Source organism: Micromonospora craterilacus (assembly GCF_003236315.1).
GTDB lineage: Bacteria > Actinomycetota > Actinomycetes > Mycobacteriales > Micromonosporaceae > Micromonospora > Micromonospora craterilacus.
On sequence record NZ_POTY01000124.1, the window covers coordinates 1 to 20,071 of the forward strand.

At 74.2% G+C, this 20,071-nt stretch carries 20 protein-coding genes and 1 pseudogene; 11 read left to right on the top strand and 10 right to left on the bottom strand.

Annotated features, from left to right (window positions below; all coding sequences use genetic code 11):
* The first annotated feature begins 21 nt into the window (after positions 1 to 21).
* Positions 22 to 957, top strand: coding sequence for an NAD(P)/FAD-dependent oxidoreductase (locus tag C1I95_RS19405; RefSeq protein ID WP_199523819.1), 936 nt, complete (start codon positions 22 to 24; stop codon positions 955 to 957).
* A 4-nt stretch (positions 958 to 961) separates the two neighbouring features.
* Here the strand turns inward: C1I95_RS19405 and C1I95_RS19410 are convergent, their stop codons facing one another.
* Entirely contained in the window at positions 962 to 3,088 is a 2,127-nt protein-coding gene (locus C1I95_RS19410; RefSeq protein WP_111215238.1) for a SpoIIE family protein phosphatase, read from the bottom strand.
* A gap of 178 nt (positions 3,089 to 3,266) precedes the next feature.
* Here C1I95_RS19410 and C1I95_RS19415 point away from each other — a divergent pair, with 178 nt between their 5' ends.
* The gene (locus tag C1I95_RS19415; protein WP_111215239.1) at positions 3,267 to 4,109 is read left to right on the top strand and encodes a mechanosensitive ion channel family protein; all 843 of its coding nucleotides are present in this window, start codon (positions 3,267 to 3,269) and stop codon (positions 4,107 to 4,109) included.
* A 52-nt stretch (positions 4,110 to 4,161) separates the two neighbouring features.
* On the opposite strand, the gene C1I95_RS19420 is transcribed toward C1I95_RS19415, so the two are convergent.
* The 6 genes from C1I95_RS19420 to C1I95_RS19445 all read right to left on the bottom strand — a co-directional run bounded on the left by C1I95_RS19420 (position 4,162) and on the right by C1I95_RS19445 (position 7,353).
* On the bottom strand, positions 4,162 to 4,536 hold the full coding sequence (locus tag C1I95_RS19420) for a DUF6401 family natural product biosynthesis protein (RefSeq protein WP_111215240.1): 375 nt from the start codon (positions 4,534 to 4,536) through the stop codon (positions 4,162 to 4,164).
* A gap of 207 nt (positions 4,537 to 4,743) precedes the next feature.
* Positions 4,744 to 4,956 (bottom strand): hypothetical protein, encoded by a 213-nt coding sequence (locus tag C1I95_RS19425; RefSeq protein ID WP_111215241.1) that lies wholly within the window; start codon positions 4,954 to 4,956, stop codon positions 4,744 to 4,746.
* Between the two features lie 104 nt (positions 4,957 to 5,060).
* On the bottom strand, positions 5,061 to 5,318 hold the full coding sequence (locus C1I95_RS19430) for a hypothetical protein (RefSeq protein WP_111215242.1): 258 nt from the start codon (positions 5,316 to 5,318) through the stop codon (positions 5,061 to 5,063).
* Between the two features lie 83 nt (positions 5,319 to 5,401).
* Positions 5,402 to 5,863 carry an SRPBCC family protein gene (locus tag C1I95_RS19435; protein ID WP_111215256.1) on the bottom strand — a complete coding sequence of 154 codons (462 nt, stop codon included), beginning with the start codon at positions 5,861 to 5,863 and terminating at the stop codon, positions 5,402 to 5,404.
* 49 nt (positions 5,864 to 5,912) lie between these two features.
* The gene (locus C1I95_RS19440; RefSeq protein ID WP_111215243.1) at positions 5,913 to 6,329 is read right to left on the bottom strand and encodes a DUF2795 domain-containing protein; all 417 of its coding nucleotides are present in this window, start codon (positions 6,327 to 6,329) and stop codon (positions 5,913 to 5,915) included.
* A 46-nt stretch (positions 6,330 to 6,375) separates the two neighbouring features.
* Positions 6,376 to 7,353, bottom strand: coding sequence for a YihY/virulence factor BrkB family protein (locus C1I95_RS19445; protein WP_111215244.1), 978 nt, complete (start codon positions 7,351 to 7,353; stop codon positions 6,376 to 6,378).
* Between the two features lie 140 nt (positions 7,354 to 7,493).
* Here C1I95_RS19445 and C1I95_RS19450 point away from each other — a divergent pair, with 140 nt between their 5' ends.
* Positions 7,494 to 7,895, top strand: coding sequence for a ChaB family protein (locus tag C1I95_RS19450; RefSeq protein ID WP_111215245.1), 402 nt, complete (start codon positions 7,494 to 7,496; stop codon positions 7,893 to 7,895).
* 79 nt (positions 7,896 to 7,974) lie between these two features.
* On the opposite strand, the gene C1I95_RS19455 is transcribed toward C1I95_RS19450, so the two are convergent.
* A complete protein-coding gene (locus tag C1I95_RS19455; RefSeq protein ID WP_111215246.1) occupies positions 7,975 to 9,408 on the bottom strand; it encodes an aldehyde dehydrogenase family protein in 1,434 nt (477 codons plus the stop codon).
* Positions 9,409 to 9,482: 74 nt separating this feature from the next.
* Positions 9,483 to 10,718, bottom strand: coding sequence for an RNA-guided endonuclease InsQ/TnpB family protein (locus C1I95_RS19460; RefSeq protein ID WP_111215247.1), 1,236 nt, complete (start codon positions 10,716 to 10,718; stop codon positions 9,483 to 9,485).
* A gap of 157 nt (positions 10,719 to 10,875) precedes the next feature.
* Between C1I95_RS19460 and C1I95_RS19465 the strand changes: the two are divergent.
* Positions 10,876 to 11,394, top strand: a pseudogene (locus C1I95_RS19465) (phytoene desaturase family protein); the annotation flags it as partial.
* Positions 11,395 to 11,413: 19 nt separating this feature from the next.
* Here the strand turns inward: C1I95_RS19465 and C1I95_RS19470 are convergent.
* Complete coding sequence (locus C1I95_RS19470) at positions 11,414 to 12,181, bottom strand: polyprenol monophosphomannose synthase (RefSeq protein ID WP_111215248.1); 768 nt, start codon at positions 12,179 to 12,181, stop codon at positions 11,414 to 11,416.
* Positions 12,182 to 12,447: 266 nt separating this feature from the next.
* Here C1I95_RS19470 and C1I95_RS19475 point away from each other — a divergent pair, with 266 nt between their 5' ends.
* From C1I95_RS19475 to C1I95_RS19505, 7 genes are all read left to right on the top strand, one after another.
* Complete coding sequence (locus tag C1I95_RS19475; protein WP_233513755.1) at positions 12,448 to 14,238, top strand: HAD-IIIA family hydrolase; 1,791 nt, start codon at positions 12,448 to 12,450, stop codon at positions 14,236 to 14,238.
* Entirely contained in the window at positions 14,235 to 15,206 is a 972-nt protein-coding gene (locus C1I95_RS19480; RefSeq protein ID WP_111215250.1) for a glycosyltransferase, read from the top strand. Before C1I95_RS19475 ends, C1I95_RS19480 begins: the two co-directional genes overlap by 4 nt.
* Positions 15,197 to 16,414 carry a glycosyltransferase gene (locus C1I95_RS19485; RefSeq protein WP_111215251.1) on the top strand — a complete coding sequence of 406 codons (1,218 nt, stop codon included), beginning with the start codon at positions 15,197 to 15,199 and terminating at the stop codon, positions 16,412 to 16,414. Before C1I95_RS19480 ends, C1I95_RS19485 begins: the two co-directional genes overlap by 10 nt.
* A complete protein-coding gene (locus C1I95_RS19490) occupies positions 16,411 to 17,085 on the top strand; it encodes a D-sedoheptulose-7-phosphate isomerase (RefSeq protein ID WP_111215257.1) in 675 nt (224 codons plus the stop codon). Before C1I95_RS19485 ends, C1I95_RS19490 begins: the two co-directional genes overlap by 4 nt.
* A 10-nt stretch (positions 17,086 to 17,095) precedes the next feature.
* Positions 17,096 to 18,565: a PfkB family carbohydrate kinase gene (locus C1I95_RS19495; RefSeq protein ID WP_111215252.1), complete on the top strand. Its 1,470-nt coding sequence runs from the start codon at positions 17,096 to 17,098 to the stop codon at positions 18,563 to 18,565.
* A complete protein-coding gene (locus tag C1I95_RS19500) occupies positions 18,562 to 19,257 on the top strand; it encodes an SDR family oxidoreductase (RefSeq protein ID WP_111215253.1) in 696 nt (231 codons plus the stop codon). The genes C1I95_RS19495 and C1I95_RS19500 overlap by 4 nt, the downstream gene beginning before the upstream one ends.
* A partial coding sequence (locus C1I95_RS19505; protein WP_111215254.1) for a glycosyltransferase family 9 protein occupies positions 19,254 to 20,071 on the top strand: 818 nt, incomplete at its 3' end. The genes C1I95_RS19500 and C1I95_RS19505, both read left to right, overlap by 4 nt.

A 20,071-nucleotide genomic window follows, 5' to 3' on the forward strand; every position in this document is an offset into this window, starting at 1 on the left:
GGTCTGGACCGGGCGGGCGTGGTGGTGGTGGTCGGTGCCGGGATCGCCGGCGTGGCGTGCGCCGGGGAACTGTGGCGCGCCGGCGTACCGGTGGAGATCCGGGAACGGGGGCGGGTGGCCGGCGGCCGGATGGCCAGCAAGCGCTTCGACGGCCGCCCCGCCGACCTGGGCGCTGCCTACCTGACGGTGAGCGATCCGGACTTCGCCGAGGTGGTACGCGGGTGGCAGGCCGCCGGGTTGGCCCGCGAGTGGACGGACACCTTCGTCGCCTACGGCGACGGTGGCCGGCGCGAGATGCCCGGCCCGATGCGCTGGGCCGCACCCCGCGGGCTGCGTTCGCTCGTCGAACACCTGGCCAAGGACCTGCCCGTGGCGGTGAACCGGCTGGTGCTCGGGATCGAGCCGGGGCCGGCGGTGGACGGCCACAAGTGCGCGGCGGTCGTGCTGGCCATGCCCGGGCCGCAGGCCGCACTGCTGCTCGACCCGGCCCTCGCCGAGGCCACCGAGCTGGTGCGCCAGCAGCGGTGGTCGCCGACGCTGGCGGCGGTGCTGCGGTTCCCCACCCGGCGGTGGACCGAATTCCGGGGTGCCTTCGTCAACGACCACCCGCTGCTCAGCCTGGTCTGCGACGACGGGGACCGGCGCGGCGACGGCGCTCCCGTCCTGGTCGCGCACACCACACCGGAGTTCGCCGCCGGGCATCTCGCCCAGCCCACCGCCGCCGCGTCGGCCGTCGAGGCGGCCGTACGCGACCTGCTCGCCCTGCCCGACCGGGCCGACCACGTGCACGTGCACCGGTGGACGTACGCCAAGCCCACCTCCCGCTCGGACGCCGGCTTCCATCTCGACGACGACGGGATCGGGCTGGCCGGGGACGCGTTCGGCGAGCCCCGGGTGCAGACCGCGTGGCGTTCCGGCCGTGACCTCGGGCGTGCCCTGGCCCGCCGGCTGACCTGACCGCTCAGGCCGGCGGAGTCAGGATCTCGAACCAGACCGTCGAGCCCCGCACCGTGGGGTCGGTGCCCCAGGCGTCGGACAACTCCTCGATCAGGCCCAGTCCACGGCCCCGGCTGCTCAGGGTTTCGGTACGGGCCCGGGTGACCGTGCCACGGGAACCCGAGTCGGCGACCGACACGAGCAGGCGCTCGGGACTCAGGTCGACCTCCACCCGGGCCGCCGTGCCGGCGTGCAGCAGGGCGTTGGTGGTCAGTTCGCTGGTGCACAGCACCGCTGCGCCGATCACCGACTCGGCCACCTGCCACTCGGTGAGCTGGGCGGTCATCCAGTGCCGGACCCGGCTCGGCGCGGTCGGCTCGGCGGGTACCTCCATCCGTGCCGACCGGCTCGGCCGCAGCGCGTACTCGACGGCCAGCACGGCCACGTCGTCCTCGGTCGCACCGCTCACCGCGGCCGTGGCCACCGCGCACAACGCCCGGGGGTCGCCGCTGGGTGCCGCGGCCACCGACTCCGCCAGGCGGGCCAGGCCGTGCGACAACCCCTGCCGCCGGCGCTCCACCACGCCGTCACTGAACAGCAGCAACGTGTCGCCGGGCGTGAACGCGACGGTACGTGTGGCGGGGCGGTAGCCGACGCCCAGCGGCGCGCCGAGCGGCACCTCGACGTACTCGGCCCTCGGTTCGCCGGTCGGCGAGCAGCAGCGGACCAGCGGCGCCGGGTGGCCGGCGCTGGCCAGCGTGAGCTGCTCCCGGTCGAGGTCGATGACGCCGAACACCACGGTGACGAACAGCTCGTGCGTGCCGGCCTCGGCGCCCAGGCTGGTCACCAGGCGGTCGAGCCCGGTGAGCACCTGGTCGGGCCGGGGGTCGTTGAGCGCCAGCGCCCGCAGGGCGGCGCGGACCTGACCCATCCGGGCGGCGGCCTGCACGTCGTGCCCGGCGACGTCGCCGAGCACCACGCCCAGGTCGCCGGTGGGTAGCACGAACGCGTCGTAGAAGTCGCCGCCTGCGGCGTTGCCGTCGACGCCCGGGTCATAGCGCGCCGCGATGCGCAGCCGGGGCAGGCCCGGCAGGTTCTCCGGCAGCATGCTGCGCTGCAACAGTTGGGCGGTGCCGTGCTGGGTCTCGAACCGGCGGGCCCGCTCCGTGGCCTGCCCGATCAGTTCGGCCGAGGCGGCCAGCAGCGCCCGCTCCGGCGCCGACCAGGCGTGCGCGGACCGGTAGCCGATGGTCAGGCCGCCCCGGACGACGGACGCCCGTAGCGGCACCGCCGCCAGGGCACGGATCCGCTGATCGTGCCGGTCGACGGCGATCTCCCGCAGCGGCTGGCCGTCGTCGGTGAAGATGGCCCGTCCGCTGCGCGCGCTGACCACCACCGGCGGGCGCCAGTCGGCCGGACCGCGCCGCCACAGCGGGGGCAGTCGCTCGTCCGCCTCGTCCACCAGTTCGCCCCGGACCCGCCGGACCATCCGCCAGCCGCCACTGCCGCCCTCGTCGACGGCGAAGGAGACCCGGTCGGCGTCGAACGAGGTGATCGCGTAGCGCAGCGCGACCCGCGCCACGTCGTCCAGGGTGAGCGTGCCGGACAGCGCCGCGGCGAACTCGCTGAGCCCCTGCAACTGCCGGGTCGCCGGACTGGTCTCGGCGACCACGGACAGCACGCCGACGATCCGGCCGAGGCTGTCCCGGACCGGGGAGCAGGCCCGGGTGTAGACGGCCGGTTCGAGCCCGCCCGTGTCGTGGCCGAGCGGGAGCGGGATCTCCTTCTCCAGGAACGGTTCACCGGTGCGGTACGCGTGCTCGACGACCTCACCGACGCCCGGCCTCCGCCACACCTCGGCGAAGACCTCGGTGGCGGGTCGCCCGACGGCCTGTGGATGCCGGTCGCCGATCAGCTCGGCGTACGCGTCGTTGTAGAGCAGCAGCAGCTCGTCGCCGAGGTGGAGCGCCATCGGCGCGGGCGAGGCGAGCACCAGCTCGACGGCCGCCCGGACGGCCGGATCCCAGGACTCGTGCGGGCCGAGCGTGGTGCCGTCCCACCGGTGGTGGCCGACCGCGGTCGCAGCGTCCGGCACCGGTGCGCCCGGGACGGGGCCTGCTGGCGTGGGGACTCGCCCGACCGTTCCTGGCATGACCGCAGCCTAGTGCGGCGTCCACCGAGCTTCACCGTGGTGTCCGCTCGGCGTGGTCGATCGCCAGGTCAGAGCGGCTCTGTCGCGGTCTGTCGGGAAAAAGGAGGCGACCGGCGCGGCGTGCCGCCCCGGCGTTGGGGTAAGCGCGCGGGGTAGTCCATGCGACAGGAGGGACATCATGCCGGAAACCCTCGCGGCCACGCAGGTCAACATCGGTACCGCCGTGGCCGACATGTGGAGGTCGGTGCTGCTGTTCGTGCCGAGGGCCATCGCGTTCATCGCGATCCTCGTGGTCGGATGGCTCATCGCCAGAGCGGTGCTCAAAATCGTGGACGCGGCCCTGGAACGGGTGGGGTTCGACCGGGCGGTCGAACGGGGCGGCATCAAGCGCGCGCTGGAACGGACGAGATACGACGCCAGCGACATCCTGGCGAAACTGGCGTACTACGCCGTGCTGCTGTTCACGTTGCAGTTCGCCTTCGGCGTATGGGGGCCAAACGCGATCAGCAACCTGATCGCGGGGGTGGTGGCCTGGCTGCCGCGAGCCTTCGTGGCGATCGTCATCGTGGTGATCGCCTTCGCGATCGCCAACGCCATCCGGGACATCGTCACCGGGGCGCTGGGGGGTCTGTCGTACGGCAAGGTCCTGGCCGACCTGGCCGCGATCTTCGTCATCGCGCTGGGTGTGATCGCCGCGCTGAACCAGGTGGGCATCGCTACCACCGTCACCACTCCCGTGCTGATCGCGGTGCTCGCCACGGTGGCCGGCATCCTGATCGTCGGCGTCGGTGGTGGTCTGATCCGGCCCATGCAGAACCGCTGGGAGGGCTGGCTGCACCGGATGGCCGAGGAGTCGCGGGCGGTCCGCGATCAGCGGCAGGGTGCCGCGGCCGGTCGCGGCGACATGCAGCGGCAGATGGCCGACCGGGCGGGCGCCGAGCGTACCCAGGCGATGTCCGGGGGACGGGGCACCTACCAGTCCGGGAACACGGGCGACGAGACCCAGCAGTTCCGTCCGTGACGGTTGGTCGACGAGAGAACGGGTGCCCGCCGCCGGCGGGCACCCGTTCACGTCACAGGGTGGGCGGCTGCGAGGCCGGCGTGCCTAGCACGGCGGTCAGCGCGCAGACGGCGAGCAGGCGTACCAGCACCCAGTCCGCCTCCGACCAGTCCACCGGGTCGGTGGGCGGCGACCAGCCGTTTTCACCGGCGGCGGAGCGTACCCCCTCGGCGTAGCCGGCGAGGGCCGCGGCGGTCAGCGGACGATGGTCGCCGTGCAGGCTCTCCCGGACCGCGGCGGCGTGCTGGTCGACCACCGCGAGCAGGCCCGGCTCGGCGTTGGCGGCGGCGAGCCCGTCGAGACCCACGGCGTTGGCCAGCGCGACGAGGATGGACCGCGTCGAGTCGACGGCGGTGGGGGAGGGGACCCGATCTGGCGGCACGCGCATGAAGAACGAATCTAGCCAACCGGTACCGGCCCTGACCTCGGCTGGTCGGCTGGTCGGGGGATCCACCGCTGGTCGTCCGGGCACTGCCCGAGGGGACCGAGTCGGCGCGGACCGGGTAGCGAGGACCGAGTGGCCGAAACCACCCACCCGGGTACGGCCCGTACCACGCCGACCTTAGCTTAGGCCCGACGGGCTTGGACACCCGCCCTATTCGGAGGTGGGGGCGCCGGCGGGGCGACGGCGCGCCGCGTCGTCGGCGATGATCACGGTTGCCACCATCAGCGCGACGACGAGGCTGAACAGCCAGGAGCTGTCCGCGACCAGCTTGGCGGAGACCGGCGCCTGGGCGGCGGCGAGGAGGAAACCGAGCCATGCCAGGCGACGTTGACGCGTGGTGAGGAAGCCGGAGCCCTGATGCATTCGGAAAGTCTTGCTCGGTACACCGGCATTGCCGTCAGCCGAACGGCCGATTCTGGCTGACCTGTCCGAATTTCCCACCCGTCCAGCCCCCCATCGGGGGCGGGCTACATGGTGTCGGGGCCGGTGCGGCCGGTGGTGGAGGGGCGGTAGGCGCGATCCCGGTCAGTCGGTTCGCGGCCGGTACCGGGGATCTCCCCGCCGCGGTCGGCCGCCTCGGGGCCATGCCCGAAGGCGGCCTCCTCGCCGGCGTCGTTGCCGGTCGCGTCGTCGGACTGCCCGTCGAGCGTCGACCGCGCGACGGCCCGCTCCAACTCCTCCAGCGGGATCCGTTCCTCGTCCCGCCACACCCTGTCGTCGGTCATGTCATCGCGGTACCCCGGCCGGATCGCCGCAAACGGGACGGCCGCCGGTGTCCCCGGCGGCCGCCATCAGGTTCGGGTACCGCTCAGGGCTGCGGTCGGTCGACCTTGCCCCGCCAGGAGCCGGTCTCCTGCCCGCGCCGCTCGATGAACTGCTTGAACCGTTGCAGGTCGCCCTTTGCCCGGCGATCGACCACGCCGAGCTTGTCGCCGGCCTGCTCGATCACGCCGTGCGGGTCGAACTCGAGTTGGAGGCTGACCCGGCTGCTGTGCTCGTCCAGCCGGTGAAACGTCACCACCCCGGCGTGCTGGGTGCCGCCGGTCGAACGCCAGGCGACCCGCTCGTCGGGCAACTGTTCGGTGATCTCGGCGTCGAACTCGCGCTTCACCCCGGCGATCTCGACGGTCCAGTGGGTCATCGTGTCGGAGAGCTGGCGAACCTGCTCCACGCCCTCCATGAAGTGGGGGAACTCCTCGAACTGCGTCCACTGGTCGTACGCGGTCCGTACCGGGACGGCCACGTCGACATGCTCGGTAACGCCACTCATCAGCATCCTTTCCTGCGCCAGCGGGGCGGCGGACCGGACGCGGCCCGACTTACCAGCGCGTGGTCTCGTTCTTGTGGCCAAGCGCCGCCCACACCTCGGACACCGTCTGGTAGCGGGTGCCCTCCGGCAGGCGCTCCAACGCGGCGAGCACGTCGGCCGGCGCCTGGTTGTCCCGCGCGTTGGCGAGCAGCGTGGCCCGGTCACCGGGCAGGGCGGTCATCGTGATGAACCGCCCGAGCCGGCTGCGTGCCTCGACGTCCTCGGAGGTCATGCCCTGGGGAGAGCCGCTGCGCAGGTCACCGGCCGGAGCGGTGGTGGCCTCCGGCTGGTCCTCTCCTGCGGGCTCCGGCACCCGGGACTCGTCGACCCGTGAGCCGCCGGTCCCCGGCCCCTGCACGAGGCCGCTGACCTCCTGGTCCATCTGCTCGTCGACTCTTGGTGCGTGCTTGCTGTTGCCGCGGTCCATGCCTTGTGCGCTACCCGGCGGGCCGGGTGGTAAACCCGGCAAGCGGTCACGAACCGGCGGGTGACCGGGGTGGCAGCACCGGTTCGTCGGGATCGCTGGCCCCCGACTGGAGCACCCGGCCGCGCTGGAGTTCGGCGTTGATCTGGACACCGAGGATGAGCGCGGAATTGGACAGGTACAGCCAGACCAGGAACGCGATCACCGCGCCGAGGCTGCCGTAGGTGGCGTCGTACGAGCCGAAGTTCGCCACGTACAGGCCGAAGCCGAAGGAGGCCAGCGCCCAGGCGGCCAGGGCCACCGCCCCGCCCGGGGTGAGCCAGCGGAACCGGGGCTGGCGGACGTTCGGCGCGGCCCAGTACAACAGCGACAACAGCAGCATCGCGATCAAGGCCAACGCCGGCCACTTGGTCACCGTCCACGCCGTACGGGTCGCGCCACCGGCGCCCAGCCAGTCGCCGACCGCGTCGGCCACCGGGCCGCTGACGATCAGGCCGGCGGCGACCGTGGCGAGCAGGACCAGCGCCAGCGCCGCGAGCCCGATCTGCAACGGGCGCAGCTTCCACACCGGCCGTCCCTCGGCCACCCCGTAGATCGCGTTCGTGGCCCGGGTGAACGACGCGATGAAGTTCGAGGCCGACCAGAGGGCGCCGAGCAGGCCGAAGCTCAGTAGGACCCCGGCCGAGCTGCGCTGGTCCACCACCCCCCGGATCACGTCGACGAAGCCCTCGTTGGCCACCACCGAACCGGCGCCGACCTCCCGGGCCAGGTCCAGCACCGTGTCCACGGTGCGTTCGCCGTCGGAGACGAGACCGACCAGGGAGACCACTACGACGATGGCCGGGAAGAGCGCCAGCACCCCGTAGTAGGTGAGCGCGGCGGCCCAGTCCGTGCAGTTGTCCCGCAGGTAGTTGCGGCCGCTGCGGACCAGCACGCCGCGCCAGGTCGGCCAGTGCAACTGACGGATCCGGCGGGGCAGCGGCGCCACCGGCGGGCCGTCGGACGGGGCGTCCGGATTCGTCGTCATCGCGGCCTCCCGCTGCGCAGCTCCGGCATGTACGGCTCGGCCGGTACCCTGCGCCGACCCTCGGCAAACCGGCGTGCCGGTTTGCCGCCGGCCCCACGGGGAAGGCCAGTCGGAACGCTCGCACACGGAGGAGGATCGACATGCCCGGGCGCGAGGTACTGCCCAGCACGCTGCGGCGCTCCCCGGAGAAGGCCCAGCGCACCTGGGAGAAGACACACGATTCCGCGGTGGAGACGTACGGCGAGGGGGAGCGGGCGCACCGCACCGCGTTCGCCGCCGTCAAACACCAGTTCGAGAAGGTGGGCGACCACTGGGAGCCGAAGGGCCGCACGGGTCCGAGCGACCAGCAGGCCGCAGGCGGCGGCCCGGCCCGGCGGGCGCCCACCGCCGGCGGGGTGGACGCCAACGCCCCCAAGGAGCACCTGATGGACGTGGCCCGCAAGTTGGACGTGCCGGTGCGGTCGAGCATGACCAAGCCGCAACTGGTCAAGGCCATCCAGAAGGCCAACGACCGGCAGACTCGCCGGGCCCGCGGCGACTGAGCCAACGGATGCGTGAGGCCCTGTCCCCGCCGGGGACAGGGCCCTCACTCACTCCCATCGGCTGCTGGTCGGCATCAGCTCACCAGTGCCGGCCGCCGGGCGCCTCGATGTGCACCGCCTTGGTGGCGGTGAACTCGTCGAGCAGTTCCGGCCCGTAACCGAAGCCCTGACCGCTGCCCCGGCGCGGATGGGCGGCCCCGGCCGGGGCGCCGCCGAAGACCGAGTTCACCTTGACGGTGCCCACCGGCAGTTCCCGCCAGGCCCGCTGCGCGTGGCTCATCGACCCGGTCAGCACCGTGGCGGCCAACCCGTACGGCGAGTCGGCCGCACAGCGCAGCGCCTCGCTGAACGAGTCGACCACCACCACCGGCGCGACCGGACCGAAGGTCTCCTCGCGGACCAGCGCCATGTCGTGCCGACAGTCGTCCACCACCGTCGCGGGGTAGAAGGAGCCCGGCCCGTCCGGCAGCGTCCCGCCGGTGCGGACCCGCGCGCCCTCGGCCACCGCGGCGGTGACCTGCCCGTGCACCTGGTCCCGATGGCGCCGGTCGACCAGCGGGCCGAGTTCGGTGTCCGGGTCCCGCCCGGGCCCTGACCGCAGCGCTCGGGCCCGTTCGACCAGCGCGTCCACGAAGTCCTCGGCGACGTCCCGGTGGACGTAGATCCGCTCCACCGCGACGCAGATCTGCCCGGCGTTGGCGAACGCGCCCTGGGCCGCCTGGCCAGCGGCCCAGACCGGGTCGACGCCGGCGTCCACGACCAGCGGGTCGCTGCCGCCGTTCTCCAGCAGCACCTTCGCGCCGGAACCGGCGGCGGCCGCGGCGATCGCCCGGCCGGTCGGGGTGGATCCGACGTGCGCCACCACGTCCACCTCGGCGGCGGCGAGCGCCGCGCCGGTCTCCGGGCCGCCGGTCAGCAGCGACAGCACCCCGGCCGGCAGCGCGGCGTCGAACGCCCGGGCCAGCAACCATCCGGTCGCCGGGGCGCGCTCGCTGGGCTTGTGCAGCACCACGTTGCCGGTGACCAGGGCCGCGCCGAGCAGCCCGCACGAGACGGCGACCGGGTCGTTCCACGGGGTGATCACCGCGACCACGCCACGCGGCTGCGGCGTCATGAAGTCGATCGCGGCGGGATCGCCGTGCAGGGTGCGACCGCCCCGGGCCGGAGCGAGTTCGGCGTACTGCCGCAGGGTCGCGATACCGGCCTCGACACCGCCCCGGGCGTCGGCCAGGGGCTTGCCCATCTCGGCGGTGGTGGCGCGGGCCAGGTCGTCGGCGGCCTCGGCCACCGCGTCGGCCGCACGGTGCAGCGCGGCGGCCCGCTCGGCCGGGGCGGTCGCCGCCCATTCCGCCGCCACCCCACGCGCCGCGGCCACGGCCTTGCCGACCTCGTCGGCCGTCGCCACCGGCGCGCTGGTCACCCGGCTGCCGTCGACCGGGTCGTGCACCACCAGTTCGCCGGCCTCCCCGCCGGCGCCCCACACCCCACCGATCAGCTGCGCAACCGTGTACATGGGGCGCTGGATGCCCCGGCCGGGGCCGGACAAACGTTTTCGCCCGGTTGCCCGTGGTTGATGTTCTCCCCGCCTTAGAGGGTGGGGATTCCCTCCGCGGTGCGCGCGGTACTGCGTGCAGCGTTTGGGTGGATTCCTGCTTCTCGGCGCGGTGCCGGCACGGGTGCCGGTCTTACCCGCGCTCCACAGGCGTTTAGCCTCTCGGCGCGTCCCGCCGCGAGCACGTTGATGGCCGCGTTGATGTCCCGGTCGTGGACCGCGCCGCAGGGGCACGTCCAGGTCCGGACGTTCAGTGGTTTGGGTCCGTCGATCCGGTCGCACCTCGAACACGTTTGGGACGTGGGCGTGAATCGGTTGATTTTCCCGAAGGTTCGCCCGGCGCGGGCAGCCTTGTACTCCAGCATTGCGATGAAGCTGGCCCACCCGGCGTCGTGCACGGATTTGGCCAGCCGGGTGCGGCCGAGACCGACGATGCACAGGTCCTCGACGTACACCGCTTGGTTATCGCGGATGATCTCCGTCGAGAGCTTGTGCTGCCAGTCCCGCCGCGTGTCGGCCACCGTAGCGTGTGCCTTGGCGACCTTGACGACGGCCTTCTTCCGGTTGTTGCTGCCCCGCTGCTTGCGGGACACGTCCTGCTGCAAGCGGCGCAGCTTGCGGGCAGCGCGGCGCAGGAACTTCGGTGCCGCGACCTTACGGCCGTTGGACAGGACCGCGAAGTGGGTCAACCCCAGATCGATACCGACCTCGGCCTCAACCGCAGGCAGCGGGGCGTCGGTGGTCGCCACGACGAACGAGGCGAAGTACCGTCCGGTCGCATCTTTGACGATCGTGACCGAGCTGGGGTCAGCCGGCAGCGCCCGTGACCACCGCACCACCACATCGCCGATCTTCGGCAACCGCAACCGACCGTTGTCCAGCACCTTGAACCGGGCGTTGGCCGTGAACCGGATCGTCTGCCGGTTGGCCTTACGCGACCGGAACCGCGGCGGCCCAACCGTGCGCCCCTTGCGCTTACCGGACAGGGAGTTGAAGAAGTTCCGGTATGCGGTGTTCAGGTCCGCGAGGGCCTGTTGCAGCACCACCGACGACACCTCACCCAGCCACTCCCGCTCGGGCGTCTTCTTCGCCTCGGTGATCACCCGCTTCGACAGCTCACCGTCCGACACGTACGCCAGCCCGCCCTCCCAGGCGGCCTGCCGTGCCCGCAGCCCGTCGTTGAACACCACCCGCGCGCACCCAAACGCCCGCGCCAACGCCTCCTGCTGGTCGGGCGTCGGGTAGACGCGGTAGTTGTACCGAAGCCGCACAACAGGCAACCTAACGCCGGCGTATGACGTTTCTGGACGTTCGCACCAGCCAGCACCACCCCTATGGGTGTCAATCGGTTCGTACCCACGTCGCAAGCGTGGTCGATGTGCGGCCGGATGGACGGGTCCAACGGGGGAGAACGTCAAGCCGCCCACGCTGGCCCGCGGTGAGCTGCCCCCCCGGCCCGTTCCTGCTGGTCGGGCAGATGTCGGTGGCCGACCCGAGCCACTCCCACCGGACACCGAGTCGCTCTGGTCGTACACCTACCTGCCGTTCCGCCGGCACTGGCGGGCCGAGGAGATCGCCGTCCAGGTCGAGCGGATGGAGGCGACGCCGGAGGCTGCGGCACCCGGGTTCCGGACCCTGGTAGTGGGCCGGCACGTCGCCGGCCCGGCCGAGCTGGAGGAGGCGAATCCGAGCCTGGTCGGTGACGCCCTCGGCGGCGGCACCGCCGCCCCGTATCAGCAGTTTCTCCTGCGCCCGATTCCCGGCCTGGGCCGCGCCGACCCTCCGCTGGACCGGCTCCTCCTGGCCAGCGCGTCGGCCCATCCTGGGGGCGGGGTGCACGGCGCTCCCGGCGCGAACGCCGCCCGCGCCGCCCTGGCCCGGGACCGGCCCCTGACCGGTGATGCCCATCAGCGGGTGTCCACCGCCCAGCGCGCCATCTACCGCTGACGGCGCGACCCGGCCCGGGTCAGCGCTCGATGTTGCGGTGCCGGGTACGCAGCTTGAACGGCATCAACGCGCTTTCGATCTTGGTGGCGGTGGTCATCTTCGAGTCGCCGTCCCGCCGCTCCTCGAACCGGATCGGCACCTCGAGGATGGTGTGCCCCAGCTTGGTGGCGAGGTAGTGCATCTCGACCTGGAAGCTGTAGCCGTTGGACTGGACCCGCTCCAGCCCGATGTCCCGCAGCGCGTCGGCCCGCCAGATCTTGAAGCCGGCGGTCAGGTCCCGGATCCGCACCCGCAGCAGCGTGTGCACGTAGAGGTTCGCCCAGCCGCTGAGTGCCCGCCGGTACAGCGGCCAGTTCTCGTCCAGCTCGCCGCCGGGCACGTACCGGGACCCGATCACCACACCGGCCTGGGTGGACAGCAGGGCGCCGAGCATGCCCGGCAACGCCTCCGGCGGGTGGGACAGGTCGGCGTCCATCTGGGCCACGTACTCGGCCCCGCCGTCCAGCGCCCGGGTGATCCCGTCCACGTACGCCCGGCCGAGGCCCTCCTTGCCCGGCCGGTGCACCACCTCGACCCGCTCGGGATGCTCTATCGCGAGCTTGTCCGCGACCTCGCCGGTGCCGTCCGGGGAGTTGTCGTCGGCGACCAGCACCTTCAGGCCCGGCAGCGGCAGGGCGAGGAGCCGCTCGACCAACACCGGCAGGTTGCCCGCCTCGTTGTAGGTCGGCACCACGACGGTCACGCGCGCGTCCCGCCACGGCGAGGGTAACTGGACGGGTTCGATCATGGGGACATCCTCGGTCAGCGGACAGGTCTCTTGAAGGGTAACTAGTTGTCCCTTCCGGGGTGAAATGGCTCCCTGCCCAGTCACCCGGCGCAGCTCAGGGTTAGCTTCTCCGGGGGCGTGGGTAAGGCCACCGCGCGGCGGCGTGGCGCCGCTGGCGCGCGCGGTCGTCCACCGCGTTGCAGCCGACGTTTACTCCCCGGGGCGCAGGGAACCCGCCGCCCGTGCGAAAGGACCATGGGGAGGCGGATCAGCGCAGGTCAGCCGGGGTGCTGGCGGATGCCGACCGGGCCGGAGCGGGTCCGGTCCTGTTCGACGCGGTGCTGCTGGACCGGGACGGCACCCTGGTCGAGGACGTGCCGTACAACGGCGATCCGGACAAGGTACGACCGATGCCGGGCGCCCGCGCCGCGCTGGACCGGCTGCGGGCGGCCGGGTTGAAGCTCGCCGTGGTGACCAACCAGTCCGGGCTGGCCCGGGGCCTGTTCACCGAGACGCAGCTGCACCGGGTGCACCGCCGGATCGAGGCTCTGCTGGGCCCGTTCGACTCCTGGCAGGTGTGCCCGCACGACGATGGGGACGGCTGCGCCTGCCGTAAGCCGGCACCGGGTCTGGTGCACGTCGCCGCCCACGCGCTGGGCACCGTGCCCGCCCGCTGCGCGCTGATCGGCGACATCGGCCGGGACGTCACGGCGGCGCTGGCCGCCGGTGCCGCGGGCATCCTGGTGCCGACGCCGGTGACCCGGGCCCAGGAGATCGCCGCCGCCCCCTGGGTGGCGGCCGACCTGCCGTCGGCGGTCGCGGAGATCCTGCGCCGCCAGGATTCGCTGCGGCCGCCGGCCGCGACCGGTTACGGTGCCGCGTCGGCCGGTTCTGCCATTGCCGGTGTCGGCGACGTGGACCACGTCGAAGTCGGCTCCGCGGCGGCCCGTCCCGGCCCCGACGGCGACGGCGCCGGGCGGGGCCGGACCGTACTGGTGGTGCGGTCGGACTCGGCCGGGGACGTGCTGGTGACCGGGCCGGGCATTCGGGCGGTGGCGGCCGGGGCGGGCCGGGTGGTGCTGCTCTGCGGCCCGCGGGGCCGGGCCGCCGCCGAGCTGCTGCCCGGCGTCGACGAGGTCGTCGAGCACCGGCTGCCGTGGATCGACCCGGCCCCCGTCCCGGTTGACCCCGCCGAGATGGCCGCCCTGATCACCCGGCTCACGGCGCTCGCCGCCGACGAGGCGGTCATCTTCACCTCCTTCCACCAGTCGCCGCTGCCGCTGGCCCTGCTGCTGCGGATGGCCGGCGTCGCGCGGATCGCCGCGATCAGCGACGACTACCCCGGGACGCTGCTCGACGTGCGGCACCGGGTGCCGTCGGGCGTCCCGGAGGCCGAACGGGCCCTGTCGCTGGCCGCCGCCGCCGGCTACCCGCTGCCTCAGACCGACGAGCCGCACCTGCGACTGCGTCCGGTACCGCCACCCCCACCCGAGGCCGGCGAGCCCGGATACGTGGTGCTGCATCCCGGGTCGGCCGCACCGGCCCGGGGCTGCCCGCCCGAGCTGGCCGAGCGGATCGCCCGGGAGTTGGCCGTCGCCGGTCACCGGGTGGTGGTCACCGGCGGCCCGCAGGAGCGTGACCTCACTGCCCGGGTCGCCGGCCGGTACGCCCGGGACCTCGGCGGCCGGACCGGACTGGCCGAACTGGCCGCCGTCGTCGCGGGCGCTGGCGCCGTGGTGGTCGGCAACACCGGCCCGGCGCACCTGGCCGCCGCGTACGGCGTGCCGGTGGTCAGCCTCTTCGCCCCCACCGTCCCGTTCGGGCAGTGGGGGCCCTGGCGGGTGCCGACGGTACGCCTCGGTGACGCCAGCGCCGCCTGCCGCGACACCCGCGCCGCGAGCTGCCCGGTGCCCGGCCACCCCTGCCTCAGCGGGGTCGAGCCGGGTGCCGTCGTGGACGCCCTGCGGCTGCTGGGCGTACCACCGCACCCGGTGTCGTCGCACCGTCCGGTCGCCCTGGTCGGCGCGGCGTCGCGGGCGGTGCCGGCGGTGGCCAGCAGCGGCGGGAGGGGCCGATGAACATCCTGCTCTGGCACGTGCACGGCTCGTGGACCACCTCGTTCGTGCACGGTAAGCACCGCTACCTGGTCCCGGCCACCCCGGAGCGCGGTCCGTACGGCCTCGGCCGGGCCCGGACCTACACCTGGCCGGACAGCGCGGCCGAGGTGAGCCCCGAGCAGCTGCGCGGTGCCGACGTCGACGTGGTGATCCTGCAACGCCCCGAGGAGGTCGACCTGGCCACCGAGTGGCTCGGCCGCCGGCCGGGCCGGGACGTGCCGGCGATCTACGTGGAGCACAACACCCCGAAGGACGGGAACGTCCCGCACAGCCGCCACCCGATGGCCGACCGGGACGACCTGCTCATCGCCCACGTGACCGCCTTCAACGAACTCTTCTGGGACACCGGCTCGACCCGGACCACCGTGGTCGACCACGGCATCGTGCCGCCGGCGGTGCAGTACACCGGTGAGCTGGACCGCCTCGCCGTCGTGATCAACGAGCCGGTGCGCCGGTGGCGGGTCACCGGCACCGACCTGCTGCCCCGGTTCGCCGAGATCGCCCCGCTGGACGTCTTCGGCCTGAAGGTGGCCGGGCTCGCCGAGCAGCTCGGCCTGCCCGCCGACCGGCTGACCACCCACGACGACGTACCGCAGCACCGGATGCACGCCGAGCTGGCGCGCCGCCGGGCGTACCTGCACCTGTGCCGGTGGACCTCGCTCGGGCTGAGCCTGATCGAGGCGATGGCCATCGGGATGCCGGTTGTGGCGCTGGCCACCACCGAGGCGGTGACGGCGGTGCCGCCCGGCGCGGGTGCCCTGTCCACCCGGGTCGACACCCTGCTGGAGGCCGCCGGCCGGTTCGTCGCGGAACCGGAGCGGGCACGTCGGGTGGGCGTCGAGGCCCGCGCCGCCGCCCGCGAACGCTACGGCCTCGACCGTTTCCTCGCCGACTGGGACCGGCTCCTGGAGGAGGAAGTATGCGGATAGCGATGATCTCGGAGCACGCCAGCCCGCTCGCCATCCTCGGCGGGGAGGACGCCGGCGGCCAGAACACGCACGTCGCGGAACTCTCCGCCGCGCTCGCCGCCGCCGGGCACGACGTGCGGGTCTACACCCGCCGCGACGCGGTCGACCTGCCGGTGACCGTACGCAGCCCGGACGGGTACGACGTGGTGCACGTCCCGGCCGGGCCGGCCGAGCCGGTGGCCAAGGACGCGCTGCTGCCGCACATGCGGCCGTTCAGCGCGTGGCTGGTCGACCGCTGGCGGGGCGGGGACTGGGCACCCGAGGTGATCCACGCGCACTTCTGGATGAGCGGACTGGCCGCGCTGGAGGCCAGCCGGCAGACCGGGGTGCCGGTGGTGCAGACGTACCACGCGCTCGGCACGGTCAAGCGCCGCTACCAGGGGGTGCAGGACACCAGCCCGGCCCGGCGGGTCGGCTACGAACTCCAGCTGGGCCGGTCGGTCGACCGGGTGATCGCCCAGTGCCGCGACGAGGTCGGCGAACTGGTCCGGATGGGGGTGCCCCGGTCCCGGATCACCGTCATCCCGTCCGGGGTGAACCTGGGCACGTTCGCCCCGCTCGGCCCGGCCACCGAACGGGAACCCGGCCACGCCCGGATCCTCACCGTCGGCCGGCTGGTCGAACGCAAGGGCTTCCAGACCGTGGTGCGGGCCATGGCACACGTGCCCGACGCCGAGTGTGTGGTGGTGGGTGGGCCACCGGCCGGCCTGCTGGAGGCCGACCCGTACGCCCGCCGGCTGCGCGCCCTGGCCGGCAGCTGCGGGGTGGCCGACCGGGTCCGTCTGGTCGGTGCGGTACCCCGGGAGGAGATGGGTCGCTGGTACCGCTCGGCGGACATCCTGGTCGCCGCACCCTGGTACGAGCCGTTCGGCCTCACCCCGCTGGAGGCGATGGCCTGCGGGGTGCCCGTGGTGGCCACCGCCGTCGGCGGGCTGCGCGACACGGTGGTCGACGGGGTCACCGGAGACCTGGTGCCGGCCCGGGACCCGCGGGCGTTGGGCGACGCGCTGCGGCGCCTGCTCGACGACCGGATCCGCCGGTTCGCGTACGCGGGCGCGGCCCGCGCCCGGGCCCGCCAGCACTACTCCTGGACGGTCACCGCGGAACGCCTCGCGGAGGTCTACGACGAGGTGGCCGCCGTGCGCCGGCCCACCCGGGTGGTGGCCTGATGGCGGCGGGCACCCCGCTCGACGCGCACCTGGCGCACCTGGCCGCGGCGCTGCCGCCGTACCGGCGGTGCGAGCCGTTGCTTGCCCGGTGGGGTGCGACGCTGGCGCGGCGGCTCACCGCCGGTGGCCGGCTGCTGGTCGCCGGCAACGGTGGCAGCGCCGCCGAGGCGCAGCACCTGACCGCCGAGCTGGTCGGCAAGCTGCGCGACGACCGCCAGCCGCTGTCCGCGATCGCCCTGCACGCCGAGACCTCCGCGCTGACCGCGATCGGCAACGACTACGGCTACCAGGAGGTCTTCGCCCGCCAGGTCCGTGCCCACGGCCGCCCCGACGACGTACTGCTGCTGCTGTCCACCAGCGGCGGCAGCGGCAACCTGCTCGCCGCCGCCCAAGCCGGGCGGGAGGCCGGGCTGCGGTGCTGGGCCTTCACCGGCCCCGCCCCGAACCCCCTCGCGGACGCCTGCCACGAGGCGCTCGCGGTGGACTCCCCGGACAGCCAGGTCGTCCAGGAGCTGCATCTGGTCTCCAGCCACCTGCTCTGCGAGTACGTCGAACAGGCGATGTCGGAGTACCTCGCACCACCGGTGCCCGCCGCGCCGTCCGCCGGCCCGGTGCGGGCCGGCGTCGAGGTGGTGCTGGACGGCGGCGCCGGCCGCCCGGTCGAGGCGTGAGGAGGCAACCGTGACGGGACCCGTGGTGGTGGTCGGCGACACCCTGCTCGACCGGGATGTCGAGGGCGTGGTCAACCGGCTCTGTCCGGACTCGCCGGTGCCGGTGCTCGACGAGACCGCACACGTCGACCGGCCCGGCGGCGCCGGGCTCGCGGCCGTCTTCGCGGCCGCACAGGGCGCCGAGGTGGTACTGGTCACCGCGCTGGCCGACGACGCGGGCGGGGCCCGGTTGGGCGTGCTGCTGGCCGCCGCCGGGGTGCAGGTGTATCCGCTGCGGCTGACCGGAGCCACCCCGGAGAAGATCCGGCTGCGGGCCGGCGGTCGGGTGCTGCTGCGGCACGACCGGGGTGGTGGTGCCGGCGAGCCGGGGCAGCCGGCCGAGGCGGTGCTGCGCGCGATCGACCGCGCGTCGGTGGTGCTGGTCAGCGACTACGGCCGGGGGGTGGCGCGGCAGCCGGCGCTACGGGCGGCCCTGGCGGCGACCCGCGCTCCGGTGGTCTGGGACCCGCACCCGCGCGGGCCGGCAGCGGTGCCCGGGGTGCACCTGGCCACCCCGAACGAGGCGGAGGCACGGAACCTGGTCGAGGCGCCCACCGGAGGAACCCGGCTGGCCACCGCCACCCAGGGCGCGCAGCGCCTCCGGCACCGGTGGCGGGCCGGCGCGGTCGCGGTGACGCTGGGCGCCGACGGCGCGCTGCTCAGCCACGCCGGCTCGACCCCGCTGATGGTGCCCGCCCCGGTCGCCGCCGAGGGGGACACCTGTGGCGCGGGCGACCGCTTCGCCGCCACCGCCAGCCTTGCCCTGGCCCGCGGCGCCCTGGTCTCCGAGGCGGTGCAGGAGGCGGTGGCCGAGGCGTCGGCGTACGTGGCGGACGGGGGCGTGGCGACGGCGCTGCCGCCGTCGGTGCGCCGGGCCCCGCAGGCGGTGCACGCCGCGGCGGCCGGTGACCGGGTCGGGGTGGCCGCGGCCGCGACCGTGGTGGCCCAGGTTCGCGCCGCCGGGGGCACCGTGGTCGCCACCGGCGGCTGCTTCGACCTGCTGCACGCCGGTCACCTGGCGACCCTGCAGGCAGCCCGACAACTCGGCGACTGCCTGGTGGTGTGCCTCAACTCGGACGCCAGCGTCAGCGGACTGAAGGGACCGGACCGGCCGGTCATCCGGCAGGACGACCGTAGCCGGCTGCTGGCCGCGCTCAGCTGCGTCGACGCGGTCATGATCTTCGACGAGTCGACTCCGGCGGCGGTGCTGTCCTGGCTGCGTCCGGACATCTGGGTCAAGGGCGGGGATTACGCCACCGGCGGTGGCGACGACGACGCCCTGCCCGAGGCGGAGATGCTGCGCCGCTGGGGCGGCCACACCGTGGTGGTGCCGTACCTGGACGGGCATTCCACCACCGAGATGATCGCCGCCGCCCGGGCGACCGGCCGCGCCGACGATATCGGCCGCAAGGGCACGGAGCGAAGCGGAGTGCCGGCATGAGCGCGCCGGGCACCGGGCGGACGGTGCTGGTCACCGGCGGGTCGAGCGGGTTGGGGGCCGCGGTGGTGGCGGCGGTGGCCCGCTCTGGCGGTCGGCCGCTGGTGCTGGACCGGCAGGCGCCGGCCGACGGCGTGCCCTGGGCCGAGTGCGACCTGGCCGACACCCGGGCGGCGGAGGAGGCGACCCGCCGGCTCGCCGAGCGCGTCGGTGGGCTGGACGGCGTGGTCACCGCGGCCGGCATCGACGTGCCGGGCCGGTTGGCCGACGTGCCCGGCGAGACGTGGGACCGGATCGTCATGGTCGACCTGTTGGCCACCGCCGCGGTGATCCGGGCCGCGTTGCCGTTCCTGGCGGCGTCCCAGGGCACCGTGGTGACCGTGGCCTCCACGCTCGGCGTGAAGGCGGTCAGCGACGCGACGGCGTACTGCGCGGCGAAGTTCGGCGTGGTCGGGTTCACCCGGGCGCTCGCCGCCGAGCTGGCCGGGACCGTGGGCGTCACGCTGCTCATCCCGGGCGGGATGCGGACCGCCTTCTTCGACGAACGGGATCCGCAGTACCGTCCGGGCCCGGACGCGATCCTCAACGACCCGGCGGACACCGCGGCCGCCGTCATGTTCGCGCTGTCCCAGCCCGCCGGCTGCGCGGTACGCGAGCTGGTGGTCTGCGCCGAGCAGGAGACGTCCTACCCATGATCCTGGCCCTGCGTGCGCTGGGCGTCGGTGACCTCGCCACCGGGGTCCCGGCGCTGCGGGCGTTGCGGGCGGCGTACCCCGATCGGGATCTGGTGCTCGCCGCGCCGGCCTGGCTGGGGCCGCTGGTCGAGCTGGTCGGCGGGGTGGACCGGCTGCTGCCCACCGACGGGCTGGACCGGCTGGACCGGCCCGGCGGGCCGGTCGAGGTAGCGGTCAACCTGCACGGTCGGGGCCCGGAGTCGCACCGGCTGCTGGCCGGCACCCGTCCCGCCCGGCTGCTCGCCTTCGCAAACTCCGCCGCCGGGCACGGCGACGGCCCGGACTGGGACGACGACGAGCACGAGGTGATGCGCTGGTGCCGGCTGCTGGGCGGGTACGGCATCGCCGCCGACCCGACCGACCTGGACCTGCGCCGCCCGGGACCGGGGACCATGCCCGGCGGCGTCACCGTGCTGCATCCCGGCTCGAAGATTCCGGCCAAGCGCTGGCCGGCCGGGCGGTACGCCGCCCTGGCCCGGGAGTTGACCGCGCGGGGGCACCGGGTCGTGTTGACCGGCAGCGCGCCGGAGCGGGCCGCCGCCGCGCGGGTCGCGTCCGCGGCCGGGCTGCCGGACGGTGCGGTGCTGGCCGGTCGGACCGACCTCGCCGAGCTGGCCGCCCTGGTGGCGGACGCCCGCCTGGTGGTCAGCGGGGACACCGGGGTGGCGCACCTGGCCACCGGCTACCGCACCGCCTCGGTGGTGCTCTTCGGGCCGGTCCCGCCCACCCGGTGGGGGCCGCCGCCGGAGCGCCGGCGGCATCGGGTGCTCTGGGT